We start from the raw sequence: 24,742 nt of genomic DNA, 5'->3' as shown, positions 1-24,742 counted from the left end.
ATTAATTATTAACCATGGATATTTTAGTTTAGGGGTTGATTTAATTAATTATTAGGAGGAAAAATGATATTACCATATATTGCAATTAGAAACCAATTTATTGGAGTTGCACAATCAGACGAGATAAAAATAGGAAAAGAAAAATCTCTTTTAGCTTTACAAGAAGCACAAAAAAAATATAATGGAGATTTTGTAATTTTATTTGTCAAACCTGAAGTTGAAACATTAGAAGACATTACAAAATTACAACAAGTAATTAAGTATGGACTTTTAGTTTCAATTTCTGATGTTAAACAAAACAATAAAATTTCATTTGTAAAAATTATTGGAAAAGAAAAAGTTGTTTTAAATAAAATTTCAACAATAAAAAATGAAAACAATCATAAAATCCAATTGGTTGATTTTGATATTGCTAGTGTAGAAGGCGACTTAAAAATTGTAAAAGAATATCATAAAAAAGTATTAGAGATAGCAAATGCTTTGCAAGGTATGGGTCCAAGTATGGATGAAATTAATCCACAAGGTTTTATAAAAGATACAAAACTTTATAAAGATATGGTCAGACTTTTAGAAGCAGAGGATTTATACTCTGATAAATTAAAATCATACCGTGAAAAAGCTTACGATATTATTGATTCAATTTCTAATGAATATGATTATGAAGAATTATTAAGTTTATATGAAAGTAATAAAGTTGAAGATCTTTATGAAAATATTATTTCAAAACTAACTAAAAAAATTCAATTTACCAAAATTGATGCCGAAATTAATAATAGTATGCGTGGTGATTTAGAAGATCAACAACGTGACTTTTTACTACGTGAAAAAATGCGTCAAATAAGAAAAATGTTAAAAGAAGATGATTCTGCAAAAATAGTAGATAACCTTGATAAAGATGAAGATGCTAAAAAACAATATCCAACTTATGTTTTAGAGGCTATCAAATCAGAACAAGCAAGATTAGCTTCTATGATGCCATCAAGCCCAGAAGCCAACATTAGTAAAACTTATGTTGATTTACTTTTAACTTTACCTTGAAGAAAAGTAAGTCGTGAATTGCTTGATATTAATAAAGTAAGAGAAGTATTAAATAAAAATCATTATGGTTTAGAAAAACCAAAAGAAAGAATTTTAGAATTTATTTCTGTTTTAACCCACACAAAAGCAAATGAAGAATCAAAAGAATATTTACCAATAAAGGGTGATAAAGATCATTTTGTTGATACTAAATTATTCATTAATAAAGCAGGAAATATATCAAATGAACCAATAAATAATATTCCTATTTTAACTTTAATAGGTCCTCCAGGAACTGGTAAAACAACCTTAGCAAAATCAATAGCAGAATCTCTTGATCGTCAATTTATCAAAGTATCATTAGGTGGTGTTAAAGATGAAAGCGAAATTAGAGGTCATAGAAGAACGTATGTAGGGGCAATGCCAGGTAAAATTATTAGTGCTATTAAAAAAGCCGGCGTTTCCAACCCTGTTATTTTATTAGATGAAATAGATAAAATGTCTTCTGATTTTAGAGGTGACCCTGTTAGTGCAATGTTAGAAGTATTGGACCCAGAACAAAATGTTAACTTTCAAGATCACTATTTAGATTTAGAATATGATCTTTCTAAAGTTTTATTTATTGCAACTGCCAACTATTATGATTCTATTCCTGCTCCATTAATTGATAGGGTAGAGCTTCTAGAACTTTCAACTTATACAACTATTGAAAAAGTTAAAATTGCTAGATCGCATTTATTATCTAAAATATATCAACAAAATGCATTAACTGAAAAACAAATGCAAATTAGTGATAAAGTAATTGAATTTATTGTTAGAAACTATACTCGTGAAAGTGGTGTGCGTGAACTAAAAAGATTATTAGATAATATTGCTAGAAAGATTGTTGTAAGAATTCTTGATAAAGAAATAAAGAATGATTTTGTCGTTACTGAAGAAGTAGTTAAAGAATTTTTAGGACCAATTAAATTTGAAAATGATGAAAATGAAAATATTGCTCAAATTGGTGTTGTAAATGGTCTTGCTTACACTACTTTTGGTGGTTCTACTTTAGCAATTGAAGTAACAACTTTCCCTGGTAAAGAAGGTCTTAAATTAACTGGACAATTAAAAGATGTTATGAAAGAATCTGCTCAAATTGCTTTAGCTTATGTAAGAGCAAATGCCAAAAAATTTGGAATTGATTTTGACTTTGATAATAACTCAATTCATATTCACGTTCCTGAAGGAGCTGTTCCAAAAGATGGACCTAGTGCTGGTGTTACTTTTACAACATCAATTATTAGTGCTTTATCAAAAAAACCTGTTCCAGCGCATATTGGTATGACTGGTGAAATCACTTTAAGAGGAAAAGTATTACCAATTGGTGGTTTAAAAGAAAAATCTTTAGCTGCAGCTCAATTTGGTATAAAGAAAATTTTTATTCCTTATGATAATAGAAAGAATTTAATTGATGTTCCTGAGGAAGTTAAAAAAGAAGTGGAGTTTGTACCAGTCAAATATTACTCAGAAATTTATGAAGAAATTTTTAATAATAATAAAAAATAGTTAAATAAAATTTAGGGGCAGAATTGTTCCTAAATTTTTTAATAATTATTTTCAATTCTTTCGTAGTTAATTTTGTTTTTATTTAAATAAGAAGTAATGATTTCATTATATCCAATATTCACTAATAATCCTAAACCCAAATAAGCTCCATAAGCTTTTTTAACATTATTTTTTGTACACTTGGTTAGTAGGTTTGTGAATAATTTATAAACATATGACAGTTGTAAACTAAAATCATCATATTTAGAAATTATTTTAATATCACTTTTAACTTGTTTACTTAGTGAAATGCTAGTTAAGAAGTGTATACCATCAGCAAATTCTTCTAAAACTTTGTCTCTATTCATTTCTTTATGTTTCTTTCAATATTTAAAAGCTTTGACTTCATTTGCAAATTCACCAAGCTCTACTAATAATGCAACTCCTCTTTTAATTTCGAAGTTTTTTTCATTTTGTTTAATAACTTTTTTCATTAAAATTGTGTCTAATTCAGTTTGTGCTTTGAAAATAATTTCTAAATTCATAGTTTCAATTATAAAACCAAAAAAATAAATAAAAATTTTTTGTGTTTATAATTTAAATTACGCTCCAGTGGCGAAATGGTAGACGCAGTTGACTCAAAATCAACCGATGAAAGTCATGCTGGTTCAAGTCCAGTCTGGAGCACCATATAGATTTTATCTTACTTACCTTTATTAACTAGTCTTTGACTAGTTTTTCTTTATTAATTTTTTAAATATTAAAATAATTTATTTGCTTGTAATAAAATGTTAGTAATTATGAATAGAAGAAAACGTGAATTAGCTATTTTAAAAAAACCAGCAATTAGATCACTTTGATTTTGAATTTTATTGTTATGTGTTATTAGTGCTTTTATGTTTGCATTAGTATATATAGCAACTGTTTTTCAAAATAAATATGAAGATATTTTGCAAGCATTTAACGATATTGTTTTTGCAAGTATTGTTGGAATACCAATAGGCTTAGTTTTATTAATTTTTGCTTTTGTTTTTTTAACGGCATTTAAAAGAATAAGTATTAAAGATTTTTTTGCTTTTTATTCTTATTTAAATTCATTAAGAAATCCTTCAAAATTAATATTACCTAAAGACAAACGTTTTGAAGATTTATATTCAGCTAAAAAGCCATTAACTAAAGAAGAATATATTTCTTTTGTTGCTACATTGTTAGAATATATGCCAAATTCAATTGATTATAAAAACTTAGTTAATGAAATTGATGCTGATTTTGCCAAACATGGATTTTTGAATCCTAATTTTGGTATGCAAAAGAAAAAAGCTATAATTAAAGCAATTGTGTTTAATTTAATCATTCCTTTTATTATTGTGGGTGCATTAATTGGAGTTTTAATACTTTATAATTTTGATCATTATGAATTAAGGGCTTTTACAAGAATTAATGTTGTCTTAATTAATATTATCTTAACTCTTAATATATCTATTTTTATATACGAAATGTATATTATTAGAAAAGTAAGAAATTACGAAAGTTTTAATGATTTTTACTTTCTATCATTTAATAATTATGAATTCAAATATTTAAACTCTTCATTAATTAAACGTAAATAATTTAATTTTAGGTCGTTTGTTTTGATTAAAAATGAAAATTACCTTATTAATAGTTGTTTTTTATCATTGTAAATTTTATGTGTGGTAAAATTAAGAGACATAAATAATTATATTAAAATGGAGAATTTATGAAAAAATCTAAAATTTTATTAGCTACATTGTCTCCTATTGCAGCAATATTTCCAATTGCTGCAATAGCTGCAGCATGTAATGATGCTCCTTCTCAAAAAGCTTTAGAAGAAGCACAAAAAGCAACAACAATTCAAAATTTAGTTAAAGAAACCGAAAAAGCAAAAGATGAAAATGGCAAAGAAATTGATAAAGAAACTGGCTATTATTTGTGAGATAAAAAGGAACAAACTGTAGAAGAAGCTAATAAATCGGCTGATTTAAAAAATAAGGTTAATGTTAAAGATACTCATGAATTAATAGATGTAACTCTTGAAAAAACTGAAGACGACTCAACCATGGCCGCTTTAAAAGTTAGAGTAAAAGATAAGAAAACTTTAAAAATTTCAACCGTTACTTTTTGAGTAAAAGGTTTTAAAGCAACAAAATAACTTTAAGTAAATATAGATTTAGATAACTAAAAGTTAGCTAACTTTTAGTTATTTTTATGTATAAAAATTTATTATGGCATAATTTTAAAATAAAAAATAAAAGGAGATTTTATGAACAAATTTTTAAAAATATCAGCAACATTATTAACGGTATTGACTCCAATAACAGTTGTTGCTAGTAAATGTAATGGTAAAAACAATAATCCTACTCCCAAGCCGAACAAACCAGCTTTAGAAGAAAAAGAAAAAGCAATAGTAGATAATTTTTTGGCTAATAAAGGTAATGTATGAGGAAAACTAAATATTAAAAAAGAAATCAAAGATAAATTTGAAAGCTATGTAAAAAGAGGCTTTTTACAAGTCGATTACTTTAAAGAAAAAAATGGACAAGTAAAAGTTAAAACTAAGGATAGTCCTAAAGAATATAGTGTTATTGGTAACCCTACTATTGACGATTTAAAAAATACTTTTTATCAAATTATTAATAATGAAATTGATAAACAACATAGTTTTATCATTAAAAATAAGGAAACTGCCTTAAAAGATAAAAAAATTATTGTTGACTATGTACTAACATTAAAAAACAAAGATGGATCTTTTAAAGTTTTACATAAATTTACAAATGTAGAAGTTCCTTTTGATATATCAGAATAAACTAATTTAACTAAAGTGAGGTATGTCAATAGTGAAATTAGAAAATAAACTTGCAACTTATTTTTTTAAAACCAAAGAAATTGCTGAACATTTTTGCAAAAATGATATTGTTACTTTGCAATTTTTTCAAAGACATAATGATGTTAAATTATGTGGTATAAATGAAGCAATTAATCTTTTAAAAGATAAAACAGATATTACTAAATATACGATTAAATATTTAAAAGAAGGTAGCATAATTCATAACCGTGAGGTAGTGCTTGAATTAGAAGGCCCTTATTATGAATTTGGACTATGAGAAGGAATGATTGATGGAATTTTAGCTAGACAAACTTCTATTGCTACTAATGCTTATCGAATTGTTAAAGCAGCAAATAATAAACCAATAGTAAGTATGGCAGATCGAGCAGATCATTACATTAATTCTTTAAATGATATTTATGCTTCTAGAGTGGGCGGAATTACTAATTTTTGTACATTAGAAGGAGCAGATTTTGATTTAGAAAAATCTTATGGTAGTATGCCACATGCTTTAATTCAAATGTTTAAAGGTGATATTGTTAAAGCTTGTGAAGCATATCATGAAACATTTCCTAATTCTGCACTTTATGCTTTAGTAGATTTTCATAATGATGTTATTTTTGATTCTTTAGCATGTTTAAAAAGATTTGGTAAAGATTTAAAAGGAGTAAGGATTGATACTTCTAAATCAATGGTTGATAAAATGTTTAAAGAAGGTGAAGCACAATTCGGAGTAACACCTTTACAAGTTAAAAGATTACGTGAAGCATTAGATAAAAATAATGGAAAACATGTAAAAATTGTAGTTTCTAGCGGATTTGATGCAGAAAAAATTAAGAAATTTGAAAAACAAAAAGCACCTGTTGATTCATATGGTGTTGGTGAAGCATTACTAAGAATTAATATTCATTTTTCAGCAGATGCTACAAGATTAAATGGTATAGAAATTGCTAAAGCTGGAAGAAAATACTTAACTAATAAAAATTTAGTTATTTATAAAGGAGAAAATTTAAATGAAAAATAATAAACTCAAATCAAATATTTTAAATTTTATTGGTTTTTTAGCAGTATTTGCATTTCTTGCCATTGGGATAATTTTAGTTTTAGCTGGAGCAAAAATTTTTGGCAAAATTAATCAAGCTTCAGCTATTACATGTTATGTTTTTGGCGCTATATTCTTGTTTATTTTTGTTTTTATTATTGCAAAAATTATTGCGATCGCTGCTTCAGAAAATGTTTATAAAAAAAATGCTTTGAATGTTGATGAAATTTATAAAAATTATTCATTAACAGAAGAACAACAAAATCAAGCAAAATTATTTGAAAATGCTACTAACGAAGATAAAGCAGCGAGAGATATTTATTTCTCTTATTTAGTGGAATTTCAAAGAAAATCTTTTAAAAGAGATGATATTCAATTTAATGATGTTCAAGTTAAATTAAATATTGAAAAATTCATTTTGGATGTTAAACAAGAATTTGGATATTTTGATGTGTATTTGGCAATTGATTTTACCAAAACTACTACTAGAAAATTAGTATGAAAAGGCGAATATAAGAAATATAAAGCTTATTTCGATAACATAAGAAATTTAATAAAATTCACTAATGATATTATTTTACATCCCGAAAACAATGTTTAATTCTTAAAAAAGAAATAAAAAATCCCAACAAAAATGTTTGGGGTTTTATTTTATTAATCATAATCTTTTATATTAAGAATTTCTTTTTCACAATCTTTAATAATTAAGGGAATATTCTTTTCATCATCAATTTGAGCGCCACTTGCTCTATGATGGCCTCCTCCACCTCATTTTATAGCAACATTTCTAACGCAGGGACCATTTGATCTAAATTCACATCTTATTTTATTTTTATCTTCTTCAGTAAAAAATACTCATATTTTATTATCATCAATATTTGCTAATAAAAAAGGTCTATTTGCTTTTAAAGGATCAATAATACCAAGTTTTTTTTGATCATTTAAGGAAAAATAAAAAGAGACTACTTTATTTTTTATTTGCATATTTTGTTGTACAAAAGCGCTTATCTTTATATCTTCTAAAGTTTTTTTCATCATTTCATTATGAATTAAATCTTTTTTAGCACCATGTTTTCACAATTCTGATACTAAAAACATTGTTTTTTCGTTAGTTGTAGAAGTGGTAAGTCTAACTGAATCAGTGTAAATTCCCAAATATAAATATGTGGCAGCTTCTTCATTAATTTTTCATTTAAGTTTATAAGCTAGTTCTGCAACTTGCTGTGCTGCTGCTGGAGCTTCAGGTTCAACTCATCTTAACGATGCATTTAAGTCATCATCGTTAGGGTGATGGTCAATTCTAATTACATCATTAAAAGTATTATTATCTAAATATTCACGACATTCAATGCGATTTTTAAAGTTAGCATCAACAATAATAGCTAGAGAATTATTAATAGGTTTATTTTCTAAATTATCCATTGGAAAATTTAAATATGGAAAACTTCCTTTAGGATCACCAATTGTATAGACATTTTTATCTTTAAAATTTTCTTTGATTAAATATTTTAATCCAAATTGACTTCCTAAACAATCACCATCCGGTCTAATATGATGAAAAATGACAATGTTTTTATATTTTTCAATTTTTGCTTCAATTTCTTTTAACAAGTTTAACTTTTCTTGGCTAGCTTTTTTCATGTTTCAAAATTTCATTCTTTAAATCTTGAAGCAAGTTTTTCATGTCATTTTTATTATAGCAAGTTGCACCACTAGCAACTTCATGACCACCACCAGGCTTATATTTTTCACAAATATGATTAATTCAAATACCATTACTTCTAACTCTAGCTCTAATGCTACCATCAGGTTGATCAATAAACATTACTCAAATTTTACAATTACCAATATTGGCAAGAATACCAACATCACTAGATTCATTTGTTGATAGTTTAAATTTCTTTTGAAGTTTTTTAGTTACATGAAAATATATAACCTTGTTATCCTCTTTATAGTTCAACAATACATAAGCATTAAATTTAACTTTTTTTGGTTCTCTTATTGATAAAGGAAAGTTAACATCTCACACTTTAAAGTCATTATCTTTATGTAAATATGCCATAACTTCAAAAGTTCTTTTTTGCACATACTCAAATTGAAATCTACCTGAATCGGTATTAATTGCCAAATAAACATATTTCGCTGCTTTTGTTGTTACTTTTCATTTAGCTTTCATTGCAATATATGCAATTTGTTCTCCTGCTGCAGCATAATTAGCATCTTCTCAAGTATAGTCATAATTAATATCTGGATCAACAGGGTGGTGATCAATTCTTAACATATGAGTGAAATTTTTATCAGTTATATATTTTGCAAATTGAATACGATTAGAACTATTAGCATCTACTACTACACCAAGTGAGTTTTTAAAATATTTCTTATCAATTTTTTCAAAAGTATCAAAATCTCATGTAAAAAATGGAAAATTACCTACTGCATCACCCAATACGAAAACATTTTTTTCGGGGTAATTTGTTCTTATTAATTCTCTTAAACCAAATTGACTTCCTAAGCAATCACCATCCGGTCTAATATGATGAAATATAAAAATATTCTCATGCATTTCAATAGCTTTTAAAGCTATTTCTCAATTATTTTTAGCCATTATTTTCTCCTATTATAAGTTTTTGTCTTACTTAAATTATAATCACTCACAAGTTGTTATTACCCTAAAAATTGCTTTTTATTATTTACTATAGTTAATATTTTTGAAAATATTACCTTTTATATTAAAATAATATATTGTGAAAACAAAGAATACTGGATTTAAATTTCACATAAGAAAAACAAAGAATTTTTCTGCAAGTTTTATCTTGTAGTTGTTCTTTGTTTTTATTTTAAATTTGTTTAAAAAAAGAAAGGTACAAAATGAATAAGAAACTATTATTGCTAGCAAGTGCTCCCGTTGCTTCAATATTTGCAATAACTGGTATTTCTTGCCAAACAAGATTTGACCAAAATTATGACGGAAGAATACAAATTAAAATGGGTTTTGCTGAAAATAATGATCAAGGTAAAGCCTTAAGAGCATTAGTTAATAAATATAATGAATGACTAGAAGCTAATCCTGAAAAAAAAGCCGAAGGTTATTTACCAATGGATTTAACATTAGCTCCAAATGGCTATGACACTGGTCAATTGCAACAAGATTTAGAAACCAAAAATAGATCAACTTTTTACAACTTAGCAATTAATTATCCTGCTGCAGCTTCACTAATTGCAAGATACAAAATGAATTTAGGAATTTCAGATGAAGATTATGAATCATTTAAAATTGCAAAAACATTTAAAGATGTTAATAATTTAATTGCAGGTAATTATAAAAAAGAAAAATGAACTGTTCCAATGTCAAGATCATCTGAAATGGCAGCCGTTAACAAACTTGTTTTGGGTAAAATGCTAAACAAACTTAAAACAGAATATGGTGTTAAATTAAACGATAGTAACAAAAAAATAATAGAAGAATGTATTAATGCATATAACAATGCTGCTGCAGATAAAAAAAATAGTGTTGATGGAGTGTGAAAAGACGTTGAATTAAAAGATCAAACAGCTAAAGATAAATTAAAAGAAGAATTAAAAAATTATATTCTTTCTGATGAAGCATTTACTTCATATACAAAATTAATAGAACTTGCAATCTGAATGAAAAGAATGTATCCAGAAAAAACCGATTTATATATGTTAGGTTTAGATTCAGTTCCAAATGCTATAAATTCTATTGTTTCTTCACTTACTAAAGGTGAACTTTCAAAAGGGTATGTAACACCTGATCCTAATAATACACAAACTGGTGGATGAAACTTTTCAAGCTTCTATAAAGATAAAAATTCTTCAGAATACAAAATTTTTAAAGAAACTGTTGAAATGATATTAAAGGGAATTAAAGCTGGTGCTGTTTGAGTTGGTGGTAGTGGTGCATATGGTTCTAGTGATTTAACATTACACAAAATGCCAATTAGCATTGGTTCTACTGCAGGATTTACTCATACATTTAGTAATGGAAAAATATTATTCAAAGGTCTTAATGGAATTGATAATAATACTGAAATTGATTATGGAAGAATAATTGAAAAATCAACTTCAAACGATGAATTATTACAATTTGATAATTTAGAACATAAAAATAAATTATACAAAAGCACTTATGCTGGTGTAGTTGGATCATTTGATAAAAAATCAGCCAGTGCTGAAATGGATGCTTTATTATCAGATATTGATTCGCTAGCAGGTGGAGTACTTACAACTTCATCTAAAGTAGTAGAAGAAAATGGAAAAGTTTATGCAAAAGTAAATGGTAAAAAAATTGAAATACCTAATGCTAAAAAAATAGGAAAATTTTTAAATAGTAAAGGTCAACCAGAAAAATATGATACTTACTATATTCCAAAAGATTATATATTCATTGCAAAGGGTGGAACAATAGCTAATAAAAGCGATGTTACTTGATTATCCGCTCCAAATTATGCTACTGGAAAATCAGGGGAAACTGGATCAGTATTTACTCAAGGACCTTCATTTATTGGAATTCATGCAAATGAAAAAGAAGATAAAGCAACTAAATTATTTGTTAATTGATTCTATACTCATAAATTTGACAAATTAAAAATAGGTAACAAAGAATATGAAAATGTTGTTCCATTAGATGCATTTAACTTATATGGAAATTACATTTCTCCAACTGAATCTTTCTTCCAAAAATCTGAAAGTGATCCAGTTATTAAAAATTTAAATGAAGCAATGAAAATTGCATATCAAAACTTTAAAAAAGCATTTGATCATCCTAATGATACTAAGATAGTAGAAGATGTTGCTTCACCATTTTCTAATACATTAAGAAAATCTGTTGAATCTGCTATGAAATCTATGTTAAATGCTGCAGCTTCAACCGGTAGTGTTTCATTTGAATCCTTCTTAAACTCATTTAAAAATAATTTCGAATAAAATAAAAATAAAATAAATAAAAGAAATAATCATATTAGGCAAAACTAATGTGATTATTTTTAAGGGGAGGTAACTTGTGAAGGGAAGAAAAAGTCTTTGTTTATTATCAAATTTGATTTCTATAAGTTTAATTTCGCCTTTAGTTGTATCATGCGCTAGAACTAAAGAATATAAAACATTAAAATTAAATAATACTTATGATTTACCATTACAAGATTTTAATAAAGTAGGTAAACTATTTGATAAAAAAGTTACTCGTAATGTTAAAAATAAAAAAACAGGCGCTTTTGAAGATGCTACATACTCATATTGAGAATGATTGGGATATGCAGAAGCAAAAATTACTCATTGAAGAGATGGTGATACTTTTGATGCGGAAATCACTAAAGCACCATTTGAAACTATTGTTTCTTCATCTAGTTTAAAAGTTGGAGATAAAATTGCTGTTAGAATACCAACAATCGACACATTAGAAGAACATGGTTCTAATGTGAGTGAAAAAGAAAAAGAACTTGCTAAACTTGACCATGCCTATGCAGAAAAATTGATTCCAGTTGGCACAACAGTTAGATTACTTAGTTCAAATTGAGCCAATAAATCATATGATAGACATATAGCTAATGCATTTTTTGGTGAAAATTTTGAACAAAATTTTGCAACTAGTATGCTCGCAGGTGGTTATACATTGCCTAGGATAGGTGATGATGTAAAATCTGCATTTCGTGATGATTATCAAGAAAGTATCAAAAACTCAATATATGGATTATTGTTGCCTTATCTTGCTTATGCTTATAATTGAGGAATTGAGAATAAAAAAGGTTTTTATGAAAAACACTTTAAAAACCCTTATGAATTTAGTAAAGCTTATGAATCTCATGGCGAAATGATTAATTCAGGAAAATACATTTTAAGTCAAGCATATTCACAAGATAGTAATATAGATTTCAAAAATAATATTTTTAAATTTATTGAAAAAATGAATAAAAAATAGAAAGGAGAAAATAAGTGAAAAAAGAATTAACACAAGAGGATATTCACGCTTTTTCTAAACAAAGATACGAGCAAAAAAAGGTTACTCCAGCTATTGAAATTAAAAATTTAATTATTGATTTTGGTGATGCCATCGCTGTTGATAATGTTTCTTTTTCTATTCAAAAAGGCGAACTTGTTACTTTATTAGGACCTAGTGGATCAGGAAAAACAACAACATTAAATGCTATTTCAGGATTACTAAAACCTACTAGCGGCAAAATTTTCTTTTCTGGAATTGATGTTACTAAATATTCTCCACAACAAAGAGAATTAGGACTTGTTTTCCAAAATTATGCTTTATACCCTCACATGACTGTTTATCAAAACATAGCATTTCCTTTAGCTAACGATGAACATTGAAAAGAAGAAACAAGAGAAAAAACAAGATTATCACAACAAAAAATATTTAACATCATATTAGAATATTTTGGAACTTCAAAATCAGTAATTGAAGATATACAAAAAAAATGTTTTTATGCAATCGATAATCCTAAAGAAACAAAAAAATATTTAACAGAATTGCAATCACAGTTAAGCGATATTTCTGAAAGTGAACAAAATGCTTATAATTTAGCAATTACAAAAAAAATTGCTGAATTAACTAATTTAACTAAACAAGTTTTAAAAAATATTGAAAACTTGCAAACAGAAAAACTTGAAAAATTAAATAATGCTAAAAATAAATATCAAACTGAATATAGTAATTTACAAAGTTCACTTTCTTTAAACAATAAACTTGATACTATTGAAGGCAAACAACAATTAAATGATTTGAAAATTCATTACAAAAAGATATTAGCTAATATAAATTTGGAATATTCAAAATTTATTAATGATGCCAAAAAAGCATATGAATTAAATTATAAACAAGCAAAAATAGACAACAAAAAAATCATTTTAGATGCCAAAAAAGCATTAAAAGAAAAATTAATGTTGCAAAAACAAAGTTCTTTAAACGGAAAAATATTAGAAACTAAAAGAAGATATAGATTAGTTAAAAAGGAAACTGAAAAAGATTATAAAAATGCAATTTTGCAAGCACTTACTTCACTTTTCCATGAAAAACAATTAACAGGATCTTTTAACAATAATATTAATAGTCTAATTAAATTATTACCAGAAAACTTAAGAGCAGAAATTGAAGTTCTTTCTAAAGATGTGTTAACAATAGCTCAAGCTATGATAAAAGAAGTTCTTGAAGTAGCCAAAAGAGTTGAAATTACTAAAAATTTATCTAAAAAACCTACTCAATTATCAGGTGGTCAACAACAACGTGTGGCAATAGCTCGTGCAATTGTTAAAAAACCAAAAATTTTATTATTAGATGAACCTTTATCAAACTTGGATGCAAAATTAAGAATTTCAACAAGAAAATGAATTCGTTCTATTCAACAAGAATTAGGTATTACCACAGTATTTGTAACTCACGACCAAGAAGAAGCAATGTCAATAAGTGACAAAATTGTATGTATGTCTACTGCTAAAGTTCAACAAATAGGAAAACCTATGGAACTTTATTTAAAACCAAAAAATGAATTCGTTGCTAAATTCTTAGGTATGCCAGAAATGACTATTTTTGAGGCAACTATTAACAAAAATAATGATATTTTAATTAATAATAAAAAAATTACTAAAGCACCCGAAAATTATCATAAAGATAAAATTCATATTGGCCTTAGAAGCGAAGATTTGATTGAAGATGAAAAAGGAATATTTGAAGGAACTTTAAAAGTTGTTGAATATTTAGGTAAAGAAATTCAATCACAAGTTTATATTGATGAATTAAAAATGATTGCTAATGTTTATTTAACCAAAAAACACGAATATACAATAGGTGAAAAAATTAAATTTAATTTAAAAAATAAAGAATCATTACATATGTTTGATGCTGATACTACTGAAAGAGTTGAATAATGAGAACATATTTGTGAAAAAAATATCGAATAAAAAATAGTGGTGAAAATTTAAGTATTTTAAACCAACGAACTTCTTTTTGAAAACCTTTTATTTTGATATTACCTTCTTTATTAACGATTTTATTATTTACTTTAATTCCATTTATTATTGTAGTTATTCAGTCAATAAAAATTGAAAACCAATTTTCAAAAGACGATTTCACTATTGGTTTAGACAATTTTGGAAATTTATTTAAACAACCAAAATTTATAACGGGAATAAGAAATTCTTTAGTTTATTCTCTTACTGCACTTCCACTAAGTTTATTAATTTCAATTTTAATAAGCGCAGCAATCACTCAAGTTGTTAAGAAGTGAGCGCAAGGTTTTTGACAAACAGTATTCTTTTTACCTTATATTACTAGTGCAGTAGCCGTTTCATTATCATTTTTCTATTTATTCAAACGTGATGGTGGAATTGTTAATAATATTTTACAAGCATTGAAATTAATTAAAAGACCTATTCCGTTTTTAGAAAGCGGTGAAATATCAGGATGATTAGCATTTAGTGTCATTTTAATTCGTGGTATATGAGGAAATTTAGCATTTCAAGTATTAATTTTAACTACTGCTATGTTATCAGTCAACCCACAACTTTATAAAGCTGCTGCGATTGATGGTTCTCAAAAATCACAACAATTTTTTAAAATAACTTTACCATCAATTAAAAGAACTATTTCATTTTTAATAACAATGGGATTAATTGGTGGAATAAAAGTTATGCCTCTTGCTTTATTTAATAATAATGCTGGGGATGCTGTTAATAATGGTGGTTCTTCTTTAATGCTATATATTTATAATGCCATTACTGAAGGTAAATTAGCAATAGCAGGAGCAGCATCAGTAGTATTATTCATAATCGGTATAGCATATTCATTCACGTTAAGAAAATTAGTTACATTTATTTATAAATTAATAGTAAGGAGTGATAACAATAATGTCGTTAATAAAATTAAAAATCAGGCAATACTCACAAAAGCGATATTTAAAGTCTAAACAAGAATGAATGGCTAAACCAATTGAAAATAGTAAACCTACAAGTATTATTTTAAGTTGAGTTTTTAAATTTTTAGTACTTGCGTTTTTTGGCGCTTTATTAATATTTCCATTTTACTTTATGATTAACCAATCACTTTTAGACAAAGATTGGCAAAATGATAAAAGTACTATTCTTTGATATCCTAAAACTTTCGGTAGTCCAAAAGGAAAATTTGATTTAACAGCGCATTGAGAAAATTTTAAAGCAGCATTAGAAGCTGGTTATGGTAAAGCTATTCTTTATACAGCTGCAACAGTAGCAATATCAGTAACAGCAAGAATTTTCTTTTCAATGACATTTGGTTATGCTTTTTCTATTAGAAAATGAAAAGGAAAATCATTTTTATGAGTGCTTTTTCTATCATTATTAATTCTTCCAGAAGTAGCATTAATGTCTGGGCAATATAAAATCATGGTTACATTAGGATGAAATATTGGACACTGAAGAATGATTTCACTAATTATGCCATTTGCCGCTTCAGTATTTTCGGGATTTATGTATAAAAATGCTTTTGAAGCAATTCCTGATTCAGTAAAAGAATCAGCAATGATTGATGGTGCTGGGGGATTTAAATTTTTCACAAAAGTTGCTATGCCTATGGTTAAAGCAACAACATGAACAGTTGCCATTTTAACAGCATTAGCATCATGAAACTCATATACATGAGCATTACTAGTAATGGGAAAACAAATAAAAGGTTCTTGAACTGTAATTAACGTTTGATTAAATGATACAGGTAAAGATCCAAGTGATCCATTACAAACAGTATATATTAGTATTCGTATGGCAGCAACTGTGTTGGCAATAATTCCAATGGTTATTGTATACTTCTTATTAAGAAAAAGAATTATGAATGCTATTTCAAGACAAGGTAGAGCAACAAAAGGATAAAATTATGGATTCTTTAGAATATAAATTAATCAAAAAACAACAACGAAAAGAGAGAGTCAAAAGAATAATTGTTTGAGTTAGTGTTGGAGTTGTTATTGTTTTAAGTTTAACTATTGCTTTAATCGCAGCATTCGGATTATTTTCTCTACCATTTAAAAAATGATAAAAAATTTATTTTTAAAAGAGTTTGCTTTAAAATAACAAGCGAACTCTTTTTAATTTATAAAACCATAAAGGAGAATAGATATGAAAATTAAAAATTTATTAGTAAAAATTTCACTAACCACTTTACCATTTTCTCCACTTATTACATTATCATGTCAAAATAAAAATCCGTATTTAGAAATGTTACTGCCATTTAGTGTTAATGATGATAGATATGCAATTTTAAATGAAATTGTAAATATTTATAATCATGAAATTTTAAAAAATGATCCTAAAAAATTACCAGTATCTATTAGTAGTTATTCTAATAAAAAATTCTTTTATTCTCATATTGATACCGCTCTTAATTATAAAGATCCAAAAGTATCAGATTTAGTATTTTATTATCCTAGCTTGGCTCATTTAATTGCTAGATATAACCGAATTATTGATTTCCAAAATGAGATTAAAAATTCTGATATTATGCCTCAATTTTTAGAAATTAATAAGCATTTAGGAATTCCAGAAAATGCCAATAAAAAAAATGCCAAATATATTATTCCAGTATCAAGAAGTACTGATAATTTAATAATTAATAAATTAGTTTTTGGATATTTAATTAAAAAATTTATTGAATTCTCTAAAAATAATAATTTAAATAAAACAATAATAAGTTCAAATAAAGATGAAACAAAAATTATTAATGAAATACTTTCTTATTATAATGAAACATCAGATGATAAAAAATCATTGATTAATCATATTTGAAATATTCAAAATCATTCTATAAATAAGGAAGAATTCAAAAATTCAAATTTTAATTTTACTGATAAAATTTTTAAAAATTATTACGATTTAGAAAAAGTTTCTAGCACTATTTCTAAGATAATAAATAATAAAGAAAATAAAGAGTCTAAAAAAATTTTATATAGCGAACATTCAGCAAATTTTATGTTTTCACTTTTATTTAATAAAGCAAATGGCGATTACTCATCAAAAGATTATTTTTTAAAATATTGTGAAGATAAACCCTATAAATTAAATTATAAAAATCTTTATAAATTAAATTCAAATGAATATAACTCATTCAAAGAAATTTATAATTCTTTATATAAGCTATTAGAAGAAAGAACATTACATTTTAAAGATCCTAATAAAACATTTACTGACTTTAATAAATCATTATTTATGCTAGCATCAACTAGAGCATATACTAAAATAACTAATGATAAAAAAGACTTCTTATTTTTACAAGCGCCACTTAAAAATGCACCCACTCAGCAAACATCAACATTTATTTTGCAAGGGTTAAGTTTAATGGGTATTCATCATACTGATTTTAGAACTAATCAAGTAAAAGAATTTGTTAAATGACTTTATAGTCCTTTAAATAAAAGAAATTGAAACAAAAATAATGAACAAAATAAAATGCTAGAAAATTTAACTCCTATTGAATATTTTAGTTACAAAACAAACTATTTATTTCCTTCTAATAATTTTATTAAGAAATATAAAGAAAATGAGTTAGGAAATAATCCCGCTAATGATGCTTTTATTAATACGTTAGAAAATACAATTAAAAATCCTTTATATAAAACTTATGAAGAATTAGTTGATAGTCAAAGCGATAGTTTTAGAAAAACTATTGATTTATTATTACAAACAACAATTTCTAAAAAAACAAAAACTGATAATTATGATTTTGAATGATTTTTGAATAAAATTAAAGAGATAACAGAAATTAAGGAATAATAAATGAAAAAAAACAATCCAAAAATAGAAGAAAATATCGATTTATCGTCTTATTTAAATACAAATGTTAAATTGGGATTAAATTCTGATGAGGCAAAAAAAAGACAAGAACAGTTTGGTAAAAATGTTATAGAAGGAAAAAAGCGAAAAAAATGATTTTTAATTTATCTTAACCAATTTAAAGATGTACTTGTAATAATTTTATTATTCGCAACTTTACTTTCTTACATTTTAGCTATTGTTAATGCAAATCAAAAAAATTGAATTATTTCATCTGAATTAACTATTAGCTTCATTGAGCCAAGTATTATTTTATTTGTAGTACTTACTAACTCTTTAATAGGAGCTATTCAAGAAATTAAAAGTGTTCAAGCAATTGATGCTTTAAAAAAACTTACTCCCTTAGAATCTAAAGTAATCCGTGATGGTAATTTAATAACATTAAATTCTGAAGATATTACAATTGGAGATATAGTTTTAATAGAATCTGGTGATATAGTACCAGCTGACGGTTTTATTATTTCTTCTTCTAATTTGACTGCTATAGAAAGTTCTTTAACAGGCGAAAGTGAACCAACTCAAAAATTTTTTGAAGAAAAAAAGGATATGAATTTAGGACTTGCTGATAGAAAATTTCAATTATTTTCATCTTCAATTATTGCTACAGGTACAGGATATATGGTTGTAAGTTCTATTGGAAAAAATACTGAACTTGGAAAAATTTCTTCTCTTGTTAATAATCAAAAAGAATCACTAAGTCCATTACAAATTAAGATAAATAAATTAGGAAAGATTTTTGGTTTTGCAGGAATTGCATTATTTTTAGTTAGTGTTTTAATACAAATAATTTATCAATCTATTTCAAATTTATCATTTAAAAATCCTGTTTTTTGGAGTACAACAATCATTAATGGAGTTTCTTTAGCGGTAGCAGCAATTCCTGAAGGGCTAATTGCCTTTACTTCTATAATACTAGCAATTGGTGTTCAGAGAATGGCAAAGAAAAAAGCTATTGTTAAAAATTTAATGGCAGTAGAAGCATTAGGAAGTTGTTCAGTAATATGTTCTGATAAAACCGGAACTCTTACACAAAATAAAATGACTGTGGTTAATTTATATAGTAATAATAAAGAATATGCAATTGCAGGTTGAGATAGTAATTCCTTTTTATCATTAGTAGAATATAGCGCATTATGTACAGAAGCAAATGTATTACATCATGAAAATGAAATTAAAGAAGTAGGTGATCCAACTGAAATAGCATTACTACATATGTTGCAAAAACATTCTAAATTTCAAACTAAAAAGGAATTAGAAAATGCGTACCCTAGATTAATAACTTTACCATTTGATAGTAATAGAAAATTAATGACAGTGGTTAATAAATTTGATAAAGATGTTATATCTATAACTAAAGGTGCTCCTGATGTTTTAATTGACAAATGTATTAATTTGTCTTATGAAGAAAAAGAAAATATTTTAAAAATCAATAAATCATGAGCAAATCAAGCATTTAGAGTTTTAGCAATTGCTAGAAAAAAAATTGACAATTCGAATTTAAAAAAGTTTAATAATCTTACTGAAAAAGACTTATCTTTAGTTTTAGAAAACAATCTGGAATTTTTAGGTTTAATTGCTATGATTGATCCACCTAGAGAAAGTTCAAAAGAAGCAATTAAAACTTGCAAATTGGCAGGCATAAAACCAATTATGATAACAGGTGATAACATAAATACTGCTATTGCCATTGCTAAAGATTTGGGGATTTATCAAGAAAATGATAAAGCAATCACAGGAAGTGAATTACAAAAAATTTCTGATGATGAATTAATTAATTCTATTGAACATTATTCTGTATATGCAAGAGTGATTCCGGAAGATAAATTAAGAATTGTTAATGCTTGACAAGCAAGAAGCCAAGTTGTTGCTATGACCGGCGATGGAGTTAATGATGCGCCTGCTTTAAAAGCCGCAGAAATAGGGTGTGCTATGGGAATAACAGGTACTGAAGCTTCAAAACAAGCAGCTGATATGATCTTAGCAGATGATAATTTTTCAACTGTTGTTCATGCAGTTGAAAATGGCAGAAATATTTACCAAAAAATTAAAAATGTTATTCAAAATTTATTAATAACTTCTATTGCAGAAATTATTTTAGTATTGTTTGGTTTAATAATTTTCAAAGTAATTTTTAAAAAAGAAATTTCTGAAATATTAATAAGTAATCCAGACTTTGAATTTTATATTTTAAGTGCTACACAATTATTGTGAATAAATTTATTTACTCACGGGTTTCCTGCTATTGCTTTAGGGCTGCAAGATAATAAAGAAAATTATATGAATAAAAGGCCTATTTCTAAATATGAATCTATTTTTGCTAAAGGAATGGGTATCAATACTATTTGACAAGGATTATTAGTTGGAATTCTTTCAATGATTGGATATTATTTAGGTTCAATCTATGCCATTCAAAGCGGTGATAAAAATAATTTTATTAAAGCCGGTTCTACAGTAGCATTCCTTATTTTAGGAATTTCTGCAACGTTTAATGCTATTAATTTAATGTCACAAAAACCTATTATTTTGAATAATCCAATATTTTATTGAAAAGTATATTTATCAGTTATATTTTCATTAACTTTTCTTTTATTAGTTACTTTTATAAATAGTATTGCTAAAGTATTTAAAATATATGATAATTTTACTTCACATAGTAACTTAATAATTTATAGTACTTGCTTGCCTCTTGTATTGATTCCAATATATTTTATTCATAAAATAAGTATTTTAATTTATCAAAAAAATCATCAAACAAAAAATACAATAACTAATTTTGAATTAGTATTGCCTCCAAGAAGAATTTCAAAAAAAATAACTAATTAAAATTATTTTTCTACATTAACTAAATCAATATCATTAAAACTTTCTCCATCAATCTGTAACGATGTTTTTTCACTTGTTTTTAGAGTGATTTTTTTGCCTTCTAAAATTTTAACATTAGAAACATTTATATGTTTTCCAGTATAAACAAGGGGGAATAAATATAATAATTTAAATTTAGATATTTCATTTATTACTATTATTTTTAGTGTGTCTCCTAAACGATTTGCATTAGGTGCAATTTTCATGCCCCCACCATAATATTCACCATTCATAATTGAACAAAATCAAACATTATTAAATTTATAAAATTTATCATCAATAATTATTTCAATATTTTTAATTGGTTGAAATGTCTTTAAATTTTGGACACTAATTTTAAAAAAAGAAACTTTATTTTTAGTTAATTTTTTTTCGTTGATGTCTCTAGAAATTACTGCGTCGATTCCTAATCCAATACCATTTAAAAAATGCATTTTATTGTTATTAAATTTAATAATTGGAAGTTTTTCAATATAGGGATTAATCAAGTAAAAATGTTTGTTAACAATTTTAGTTTCTTTAATTGTTTTTAAACTTCTTAAAAAATCATTACCAGTTCCAGCTTTATAAGCATATATTGGAGGTAAGTTTTTTAGTCCGCAAATTTTGTTAGCAATGTTAGTTAATGTTCCATCCCCGCCAACTAATAAAACAACATCTTTTTCTTGATCTAATTCTTTAATTATTTTATAAGGATCTTTAATATTTATAATATCATTCAAATGTAATTCATTATGGTTAAAAGTTTTAACAGCTTTATTTAAAATATTAAAAATTTTTTTCTTTTTAGTACCTATTTTTGAAAGCGAATTATAAAATATGTATAACATGACTACATTAATTATAATGTAAAAATATGGTTTATTAATGGTCGCCAAGATTTATAGTGGTAAATTTACTTTTTTTAATATAATTTTTAAAATAATGACTAATAATAAAATAAGAAACTTTGCAATTATTGCTCATATTGATCATGGCAAAAGTACATTGGCTGATAGGATTTTAGAGTTCACTAATACCATTAGTTTAAGGGAAAGCAAACCACAAATTCTTGATAGTATGGATCTTGAAAGAGAAAGAGGCATTACTATTAAACTTAATGCTATTCAAATTAAATATCAAGACTATATTTTTCATTTAATAGATACTCCAGGGCATGTTGACTTTACTTATGAAGTTAGTCGTAGTTTAGCAGCTTGCGAAGGAGCACTTTTATTAGTTGATGCTACTCAAGGAATTCAAGCACAAACTCTAGCTAATGTTTATTTAGCAATGGAACATAATTTAGAAATTGTTCCTATTATCAATAAAGTTGACTTGATAAGTGCTGATCCTGATCGTGTTAAAAAAGAAATAAAAGATATTATTGGAATAGATGCATTAGATGCTATTTTGATTTCAGCTAAAACAGGATTAAATATTGATAAAGTAATTGATGCAATTATTAATAAAATTCCTGCTCCAAAAGAAGCTGATCCTAATAAGCCACTCCAAGCATTAATTTTTGATAGTTATTTTGATAATTATCGAGGTGTAGTTATTTTTGCAAGAATATTTAATGGTGAAATAAAAGTAGGCGATGAAATTTTCTTTATGCAAAGCAAGAAGAAGTATTTTGTTACTGAGCTCGGAGTAAAAAATCCTCAAGAAATTAAAAAAGAAAAATTAAGTGCTGGTGAAGTAGGCTGAATTAGTGCTTCTATTCGTGATATAAAAGATGTTACAGTTGGTGACACTATTACTCTTAGTAAAAATCCTGTTGCCGAATCTTTACCAGGATATAAAAAATTAAAACCTGTTGTTTATACTGGTTTTTATCCAGTTGATACTCGTGACTACAATGATTTAAAAGATGCTTTAGAAAAAATAAGTCTTTCTGATTCATCAATAGTTTGACAACCCGAAACGTCAAAAGCATTGGGTTTTGGTTTTCGTATAGGATTTTTAGGTCTTTTACATATGGATGTTTTGCAAGAGCGTTTGGAAAGAGAATTTAATTTAGATATTATTGCAACAGCACCATCAGTAGAATTTGTAATAACTTTGACTAATGGTGAAATTCAATATATTACTAATCCTTCACTTTTTCCTGATAGAAGTACTATTCAAAGTATTGAAGAACCTTATATTAAAGCAAGCATTTTTTTAACAGAAGAATATCTTGGACCCATTATGGAGTTATGTCAACAAAAAAGAGGAAAATATGTCGACATTGAATATTTAGATAATACAAGAAGAAAATTAATTTATGAATTGCCTTTAAATGAAACTATTTATGATTTTTTTGATTTAATGAAAAGTTATTCTAAGGGTTATGCATCATTTGAATATGATTATATTGGTTTAAGAGAAAGCGATTTAGTCAAAGTTGATATTCTTTTAAATGGTGAAAAAATTGATGCATTAGCCATAATTACTCACCGTGATACTGCATATAACAAAAGTAGAGAATTAACAGAAAAATTAAAAGAAGTAATTCCACGGCAAAACTTTGAAATTCCGATCCAAGCGGCTATTGGTGCTAAAATAATAGCAAGAGAAACTATTAAAAGTTATCGAAAAGATGTAACGGCAAAACTATATGGTGGTGATGTTACAAGAAGGCAAAAATTATTAGAAAAACAAAAAGCTGGTAAGAAAAGAATGAAATCAATAGGTACAGTAGAAGTACCACAAGAAGCATTTCTAGCAATTTTAAAAACAGACACATCAAAGAAAAAGGAGTAACATGGCTTTAAAACCAATTTTAAGTGTTGGTGAATTATCAGCAAAAGATCTTGAGAAAACAACTTTAACAGTAAAATCTCTTGCTGATGAAGTAAGAGAAGTTGAAACATTACAAACTAGAGCACTTTCAACAAAAAAAGATCGTTTAAAAGACCCACAAGGAATTATTCCTAATGGAATTTATAAAGTCTTTAGTTTAGAAAAGAATTTGAAAATATTTATGCTTTCAATTACAAGCGTAATATTTTTGTTTTCTTTTATTACTTGTTTTTTATTTGCTTATACTCCTTCTCTTTTTAAAGTGGATGCTTCAAAAGTTACATGAGCATGATACATTGGACCCGTTTTAATTATGGGAATTTCATTATTCATTTTTATAATAGATTTACTAGATTTTTTAGGTATTAATAAAAGCATAGTTGTTTATCGTACTAGTATCCAGCAAGGTGCAATTACTACTCCTCCTTTTATTGCCTTACTTTATCGTAAATTAATGATGAAACAAGTAAGAAGAACATGATTAATTGTTTCAATATTATTTTATGTTGGTCTCTTTACTTTAATATTTTGAGGTTTACAAGATCAAAAATGAGGAAAACTTGATTTTAAAAAATGAATTCACAATTCTTTTCCTAATCCTAATGTAGTTGTTTATTTACTCTGTATTGTAATGATTGTCTCGGTCGCTTTATTTATAGCTAATACTATTTTTAGAAAAAAAAGAATGGTTGATATTGAATCATTCTTTGGTACCGAGGTTATGAACTATAATGATTTGCAAGACAAAAAATCTAAGGCACATAGATTTTATGCTAAAATATTTTTTATTAGTATTCTTGTATTGCTAATACTTCCGTTCGTGATATATATTGTCTTAAAAAAGACAATTTGAAAGGGGAAATAAA

Annotated in this window: 20 protein-coding genes and 1 tRNA gene; 17 read left to right on the top strand and 4 right to left on the bottom strand. The window is 26.0% G+C overall.

All coding sequences use genetic code 4. The annotated features are described in order from the left end of the window. Positions 1-63: 63 nt before the first annotated feature. Positions 64-2,565 carry an endopeptidase La gene (gene lon / locus ACLFP3_RS03335; RefSeq protein ID WP_412031537.1) on the top strand — a complete coding sequence of 834 codons (2,502 nt, stop codon included), beginning with the start codon at positions 64-66 and terminating at the stop codon, positions 2,563-2,565. Between the two features lie 38 nt (positions 2,566-2,603). Here the strand turns inward: lon and ACLFP3_RS03330 are convergent, their stop codons facing one another. Beyond that, positions 2,604-3,089, bottom strand: coding sequence for a dUTP diphosphatase (locus ACLFP3_RS03330; RefSeq protein WP_412031536.1), 486 nt, complete (start codon positions 3,087-3,089; stop codon positions 2,604-2,606). Between the two features lie 61 nt (positions 3,090-3,150). Between ACLFP3_RS03330 and ACLFP3_RS03325 the strand changes: the two genes are divergently transcribed. The 6 genes from ACLFP3_RS03325 (at position 3,151) to ACLFP3_RS03300 (ending at position 7,032) form a co-directional block, all read left to right on the top strand. Continuing rightward, positions 3,151-3,234, top strand: a tRNA-Leu gene (locus ACLFP3_RS03325). A gap of 110 nt (positions 3,235-3,344) precedes the next feature. Beyond that, positions 3,345-4,154 (top strand): hypothetical protein, encoded by an 810-nt coding sequence (locus tag ACLFP3_RS03320; protein ID WP_412031535.1) that lies wholly within the window; start codon positions 3,345-3,347, stop codon positions 4,152-4,154. Between the two features lie 128 nt (positions 4,155-4,282). Further along, the gene (locus tag ACLFP3_RS03315) at positions 4,283-4,714 is read left to right on the top strand and encodes a Vmc-like lipoprotein signal peptide domain-containing protein (protein ID WP_412031534.1); all 432 of its coding nucleotides are present in this window, start codon (positions 4,283-4,285) and stop codon (positions 4,712-4,714) included. Between the two features lie 111 nt (positions 4,715-4,825). Further along, positions 4,826-5,368, top strand: a complete 543-nt coding sequence (locus ACLFP3_RS03310) for a hypothetical protein (RefSeq protein WP_412031533.1) — start codon at positions 4,826-4,828, stop codon at positions 5,366-5,368. 22 nt (positions 5,369-5,390) lie between these two features. Continuing rightward, positions 5,391-6,413, top strand: coding sequence for a nicotinate phosphoribosyltransferase (locus ACLFP3_RS03305; RefSeq protein WP_412031532.1), 1,023 nt, complete (start codon positions 5,391-5,393; stop codon positions 6,411-6,413). Next, a complete protein-coding gene (locus ACLFP3_RS03300) occupies positions 6,403-7,032 on the top strand; it encodes a hypothetical protein (RefSeq protein ID WP_412031531.1) in 630 nt (209 codons plus the stop codon). The genes ACLFP3_RS03305 and ACLFP3_RS03300 overlap by 11 nt, the downstream gene beginning before the upstream one ends. A gap of 53 nt (positions 7,033-7,085) precedes the next feature. Here the strand turns inward: ACLFP3_RS03300 and ACLFP3_RS03295 are convergent, their stop codons facing one another. Together ACLFP3_RS03295 and ACLFP3_RS03290 are read right to left on the bottom strand one after the other, a co-directional pair. Next, positions 7,086-8,072 carry a DHH family phosphoesterase gene (locus ACLFP3_RS03295; protein WP_412031530.1) on the bottom strand — a complete coding sequence of 329 codons (987 nt, stop codon included), beginning with the start codon at positions 8,070-8,072 and terminating at the stop codon, positions 7,086-7,088. Beyond that, positions 8,059-9,036, bottom strand: a complete 978-nt coding sequence (locus tag ACLFP3_RS03290; protein WP_412031529.1) for a DHH family phosphoesterase — start codon at positions 9,034-9,036, stop codon at positions 8,059-8,061. The genes ACLFP3_RS03295 and ACLFP3_RS03290 overlap by 14 nt, the downstream gene beginning before the upstream one ends. A gap of 263 nt (positions 9,037-9,299) precedes the next feature. On the opposite strand from ACLFP3_RS03290, the gene ACLFP3_RS03285 reads away from it, so the two are divergent. From ACLFP3_RS03285 to ACLFP3_RS03250, 8 genes are all read left to right on the top strand, one after another. Next, on the top strand, positions 9,300-11,375 hold the full coding sequence (locus ACLFP3_RS03285) for a P68 family surface lipoprotein (protein ID WP_412031528.1): 2,076 nt from the start codon (positions 9,300-9,302) through the stop codon (positions 11,373-11,375). A 76-nt stretch (positions 11,376-11,451) separates the two neighbouring features. Further along, a complete protein-coding gene (locus ACLFP3_RS03280; protein WP_412031527.1) occupies positions 11,452-12,366 on the top strand; it encodes a hypothetical protein in 915 nt (304 codons plus the stop codon). Between the two features lie 41 nt (positions 12,367-12,407). Next, the gene (locus tag ACLFP3_RS03275; protein WP_412031861.1) at positions 12,408-14,321 is read left to right on the top strand and encodes an ATP-binding cassette domain-containing protein; all 1,914 of its coding nucleotides are present in this window, start codon (positions 12,408-12,410) and stop codon (positions 14,319-14,321) included. Beyond that, the gene (locus ACLFP3_RS03270) at positions 14,321-15,358 is read left to right on the top strand and encodes a carbohydrate ABC transporter permease (protein WP_412031526.1); all 1,038 of its coding nucleotides are present in this window, start codon (positions 14,321-14,323) and stop codon (positions 15,356-15,358) included. The genes ACLFP3_RS03275 and ACLFP3_RS03270 overlap by 1 nt, the downstream gene beginning before the upstream one ends. Continuing rightward, entirely contained in the window at positions 15,300-16,292 is a 993-nt protein-coding gene (locus ACLFP3_RS03265) for a carbohydrate ABC transporter permease (RefSeq protein ID WP_412031525.1), read from the top strand. Before ACLFP3_RS03270 ends, ACLFP3_RS03265 begins: the two co-directional genes overlap by 59 nt. 4 nt (positions 16,293-16,296) lie before the next feature. Beyond that, a complete protein-coding gene (locus ACLFP3_RS03260; protein WP_412031524.1) occupies positions 16,297-16,458 on the top strand; it encodes a hypothetical protein in 162 nt (53 codons plus the stop codon). Positions 16,459-16,538: 80 nt separating this feature from the next. Next, entirely contained in the window at positions 16,539-18,188 is a 1,650-nt protein-coding gene (locus ACLFP3_RS03255) for a hypothetical protein (protein WP_412031523.1), read from the top strand. A gap of 3 nt (positions 18,189-18,191) precedes the next feature. Beyond that, positions 18,192-21,071: a cation-translocating P-type ATPase gene (locus ACLFP3_RS03250; RefSeq protein ID WP_412031522.1), complete on the top strand. Its 2,880-nt coding sequence runs from the start codon at positions 18,192-18,194 to the stop codon at positions 21,069-21,071. Between the two features lie 2 nt (positions 21,072-21,073). On the opposite strand, the gene ACLFP3_RS03245 is transcribed toward ACLFP3_RS03250, so the two are convergent. Beyond that, positions 21,074-21,940 carry a diacylglycerol/lipid kinase family protein gene (locus tag ACLFP3_RS03245; RefSeq protein ID WP_412031521.1) on the bottom strand — a complete coding sequence of 289 codons (867 nt, stop codon included), beginning with the start codon at positions 21,938-21,940 and terminating at the stop codon, positions 21,074-21,076. A 94-nt stretch (positions 21,941-22,034) separates the two neighbouring features. Here ACLFP3_RS03245 and lepA point away from each other — a divergent pair, with 94 nt between their 5' ends. Continuing rightward, complete coding sequence (lepA, locus tag ACLFP3_RS03240) at positions 22,035-23,837, top strand: translation elongation factor 4 (RefSeq protein ID WP_412031520.1); 1,803 nt, start codon at positions 22,035-22,037, stop codon at positions 23,835-23,837. 1 nt (position 23,838) lies between these two features. Beyond that, positions 23,839-24,741 (top strand): MSC_0882 family membrane protein, encoded by a 903-nt coding sequence (locus tag ACLFP3_RS03235; protein ID WP_412031519.1) that lies wholly within the window; start codon positions 23,839-23,841, stop codon positions 24,739-24,741. Position 24,742: the final 1 nt, after the last annotated feature.

It is taken from the genome of Metamycoplasma buccale (genome assembly GCF_046774455.1).
Classification (GTDB): Bacteria; Bacillota_I; Bacilli_A; order Mycoplasmatales; family Metamycoplasmataceae; genus Metamycoplasma; species Metamycoplasma buccale.
Note: the sequence above shows the minus strand (reverse complement) of the source record. Positions and strands in the feature narration are given on the sequence as shown.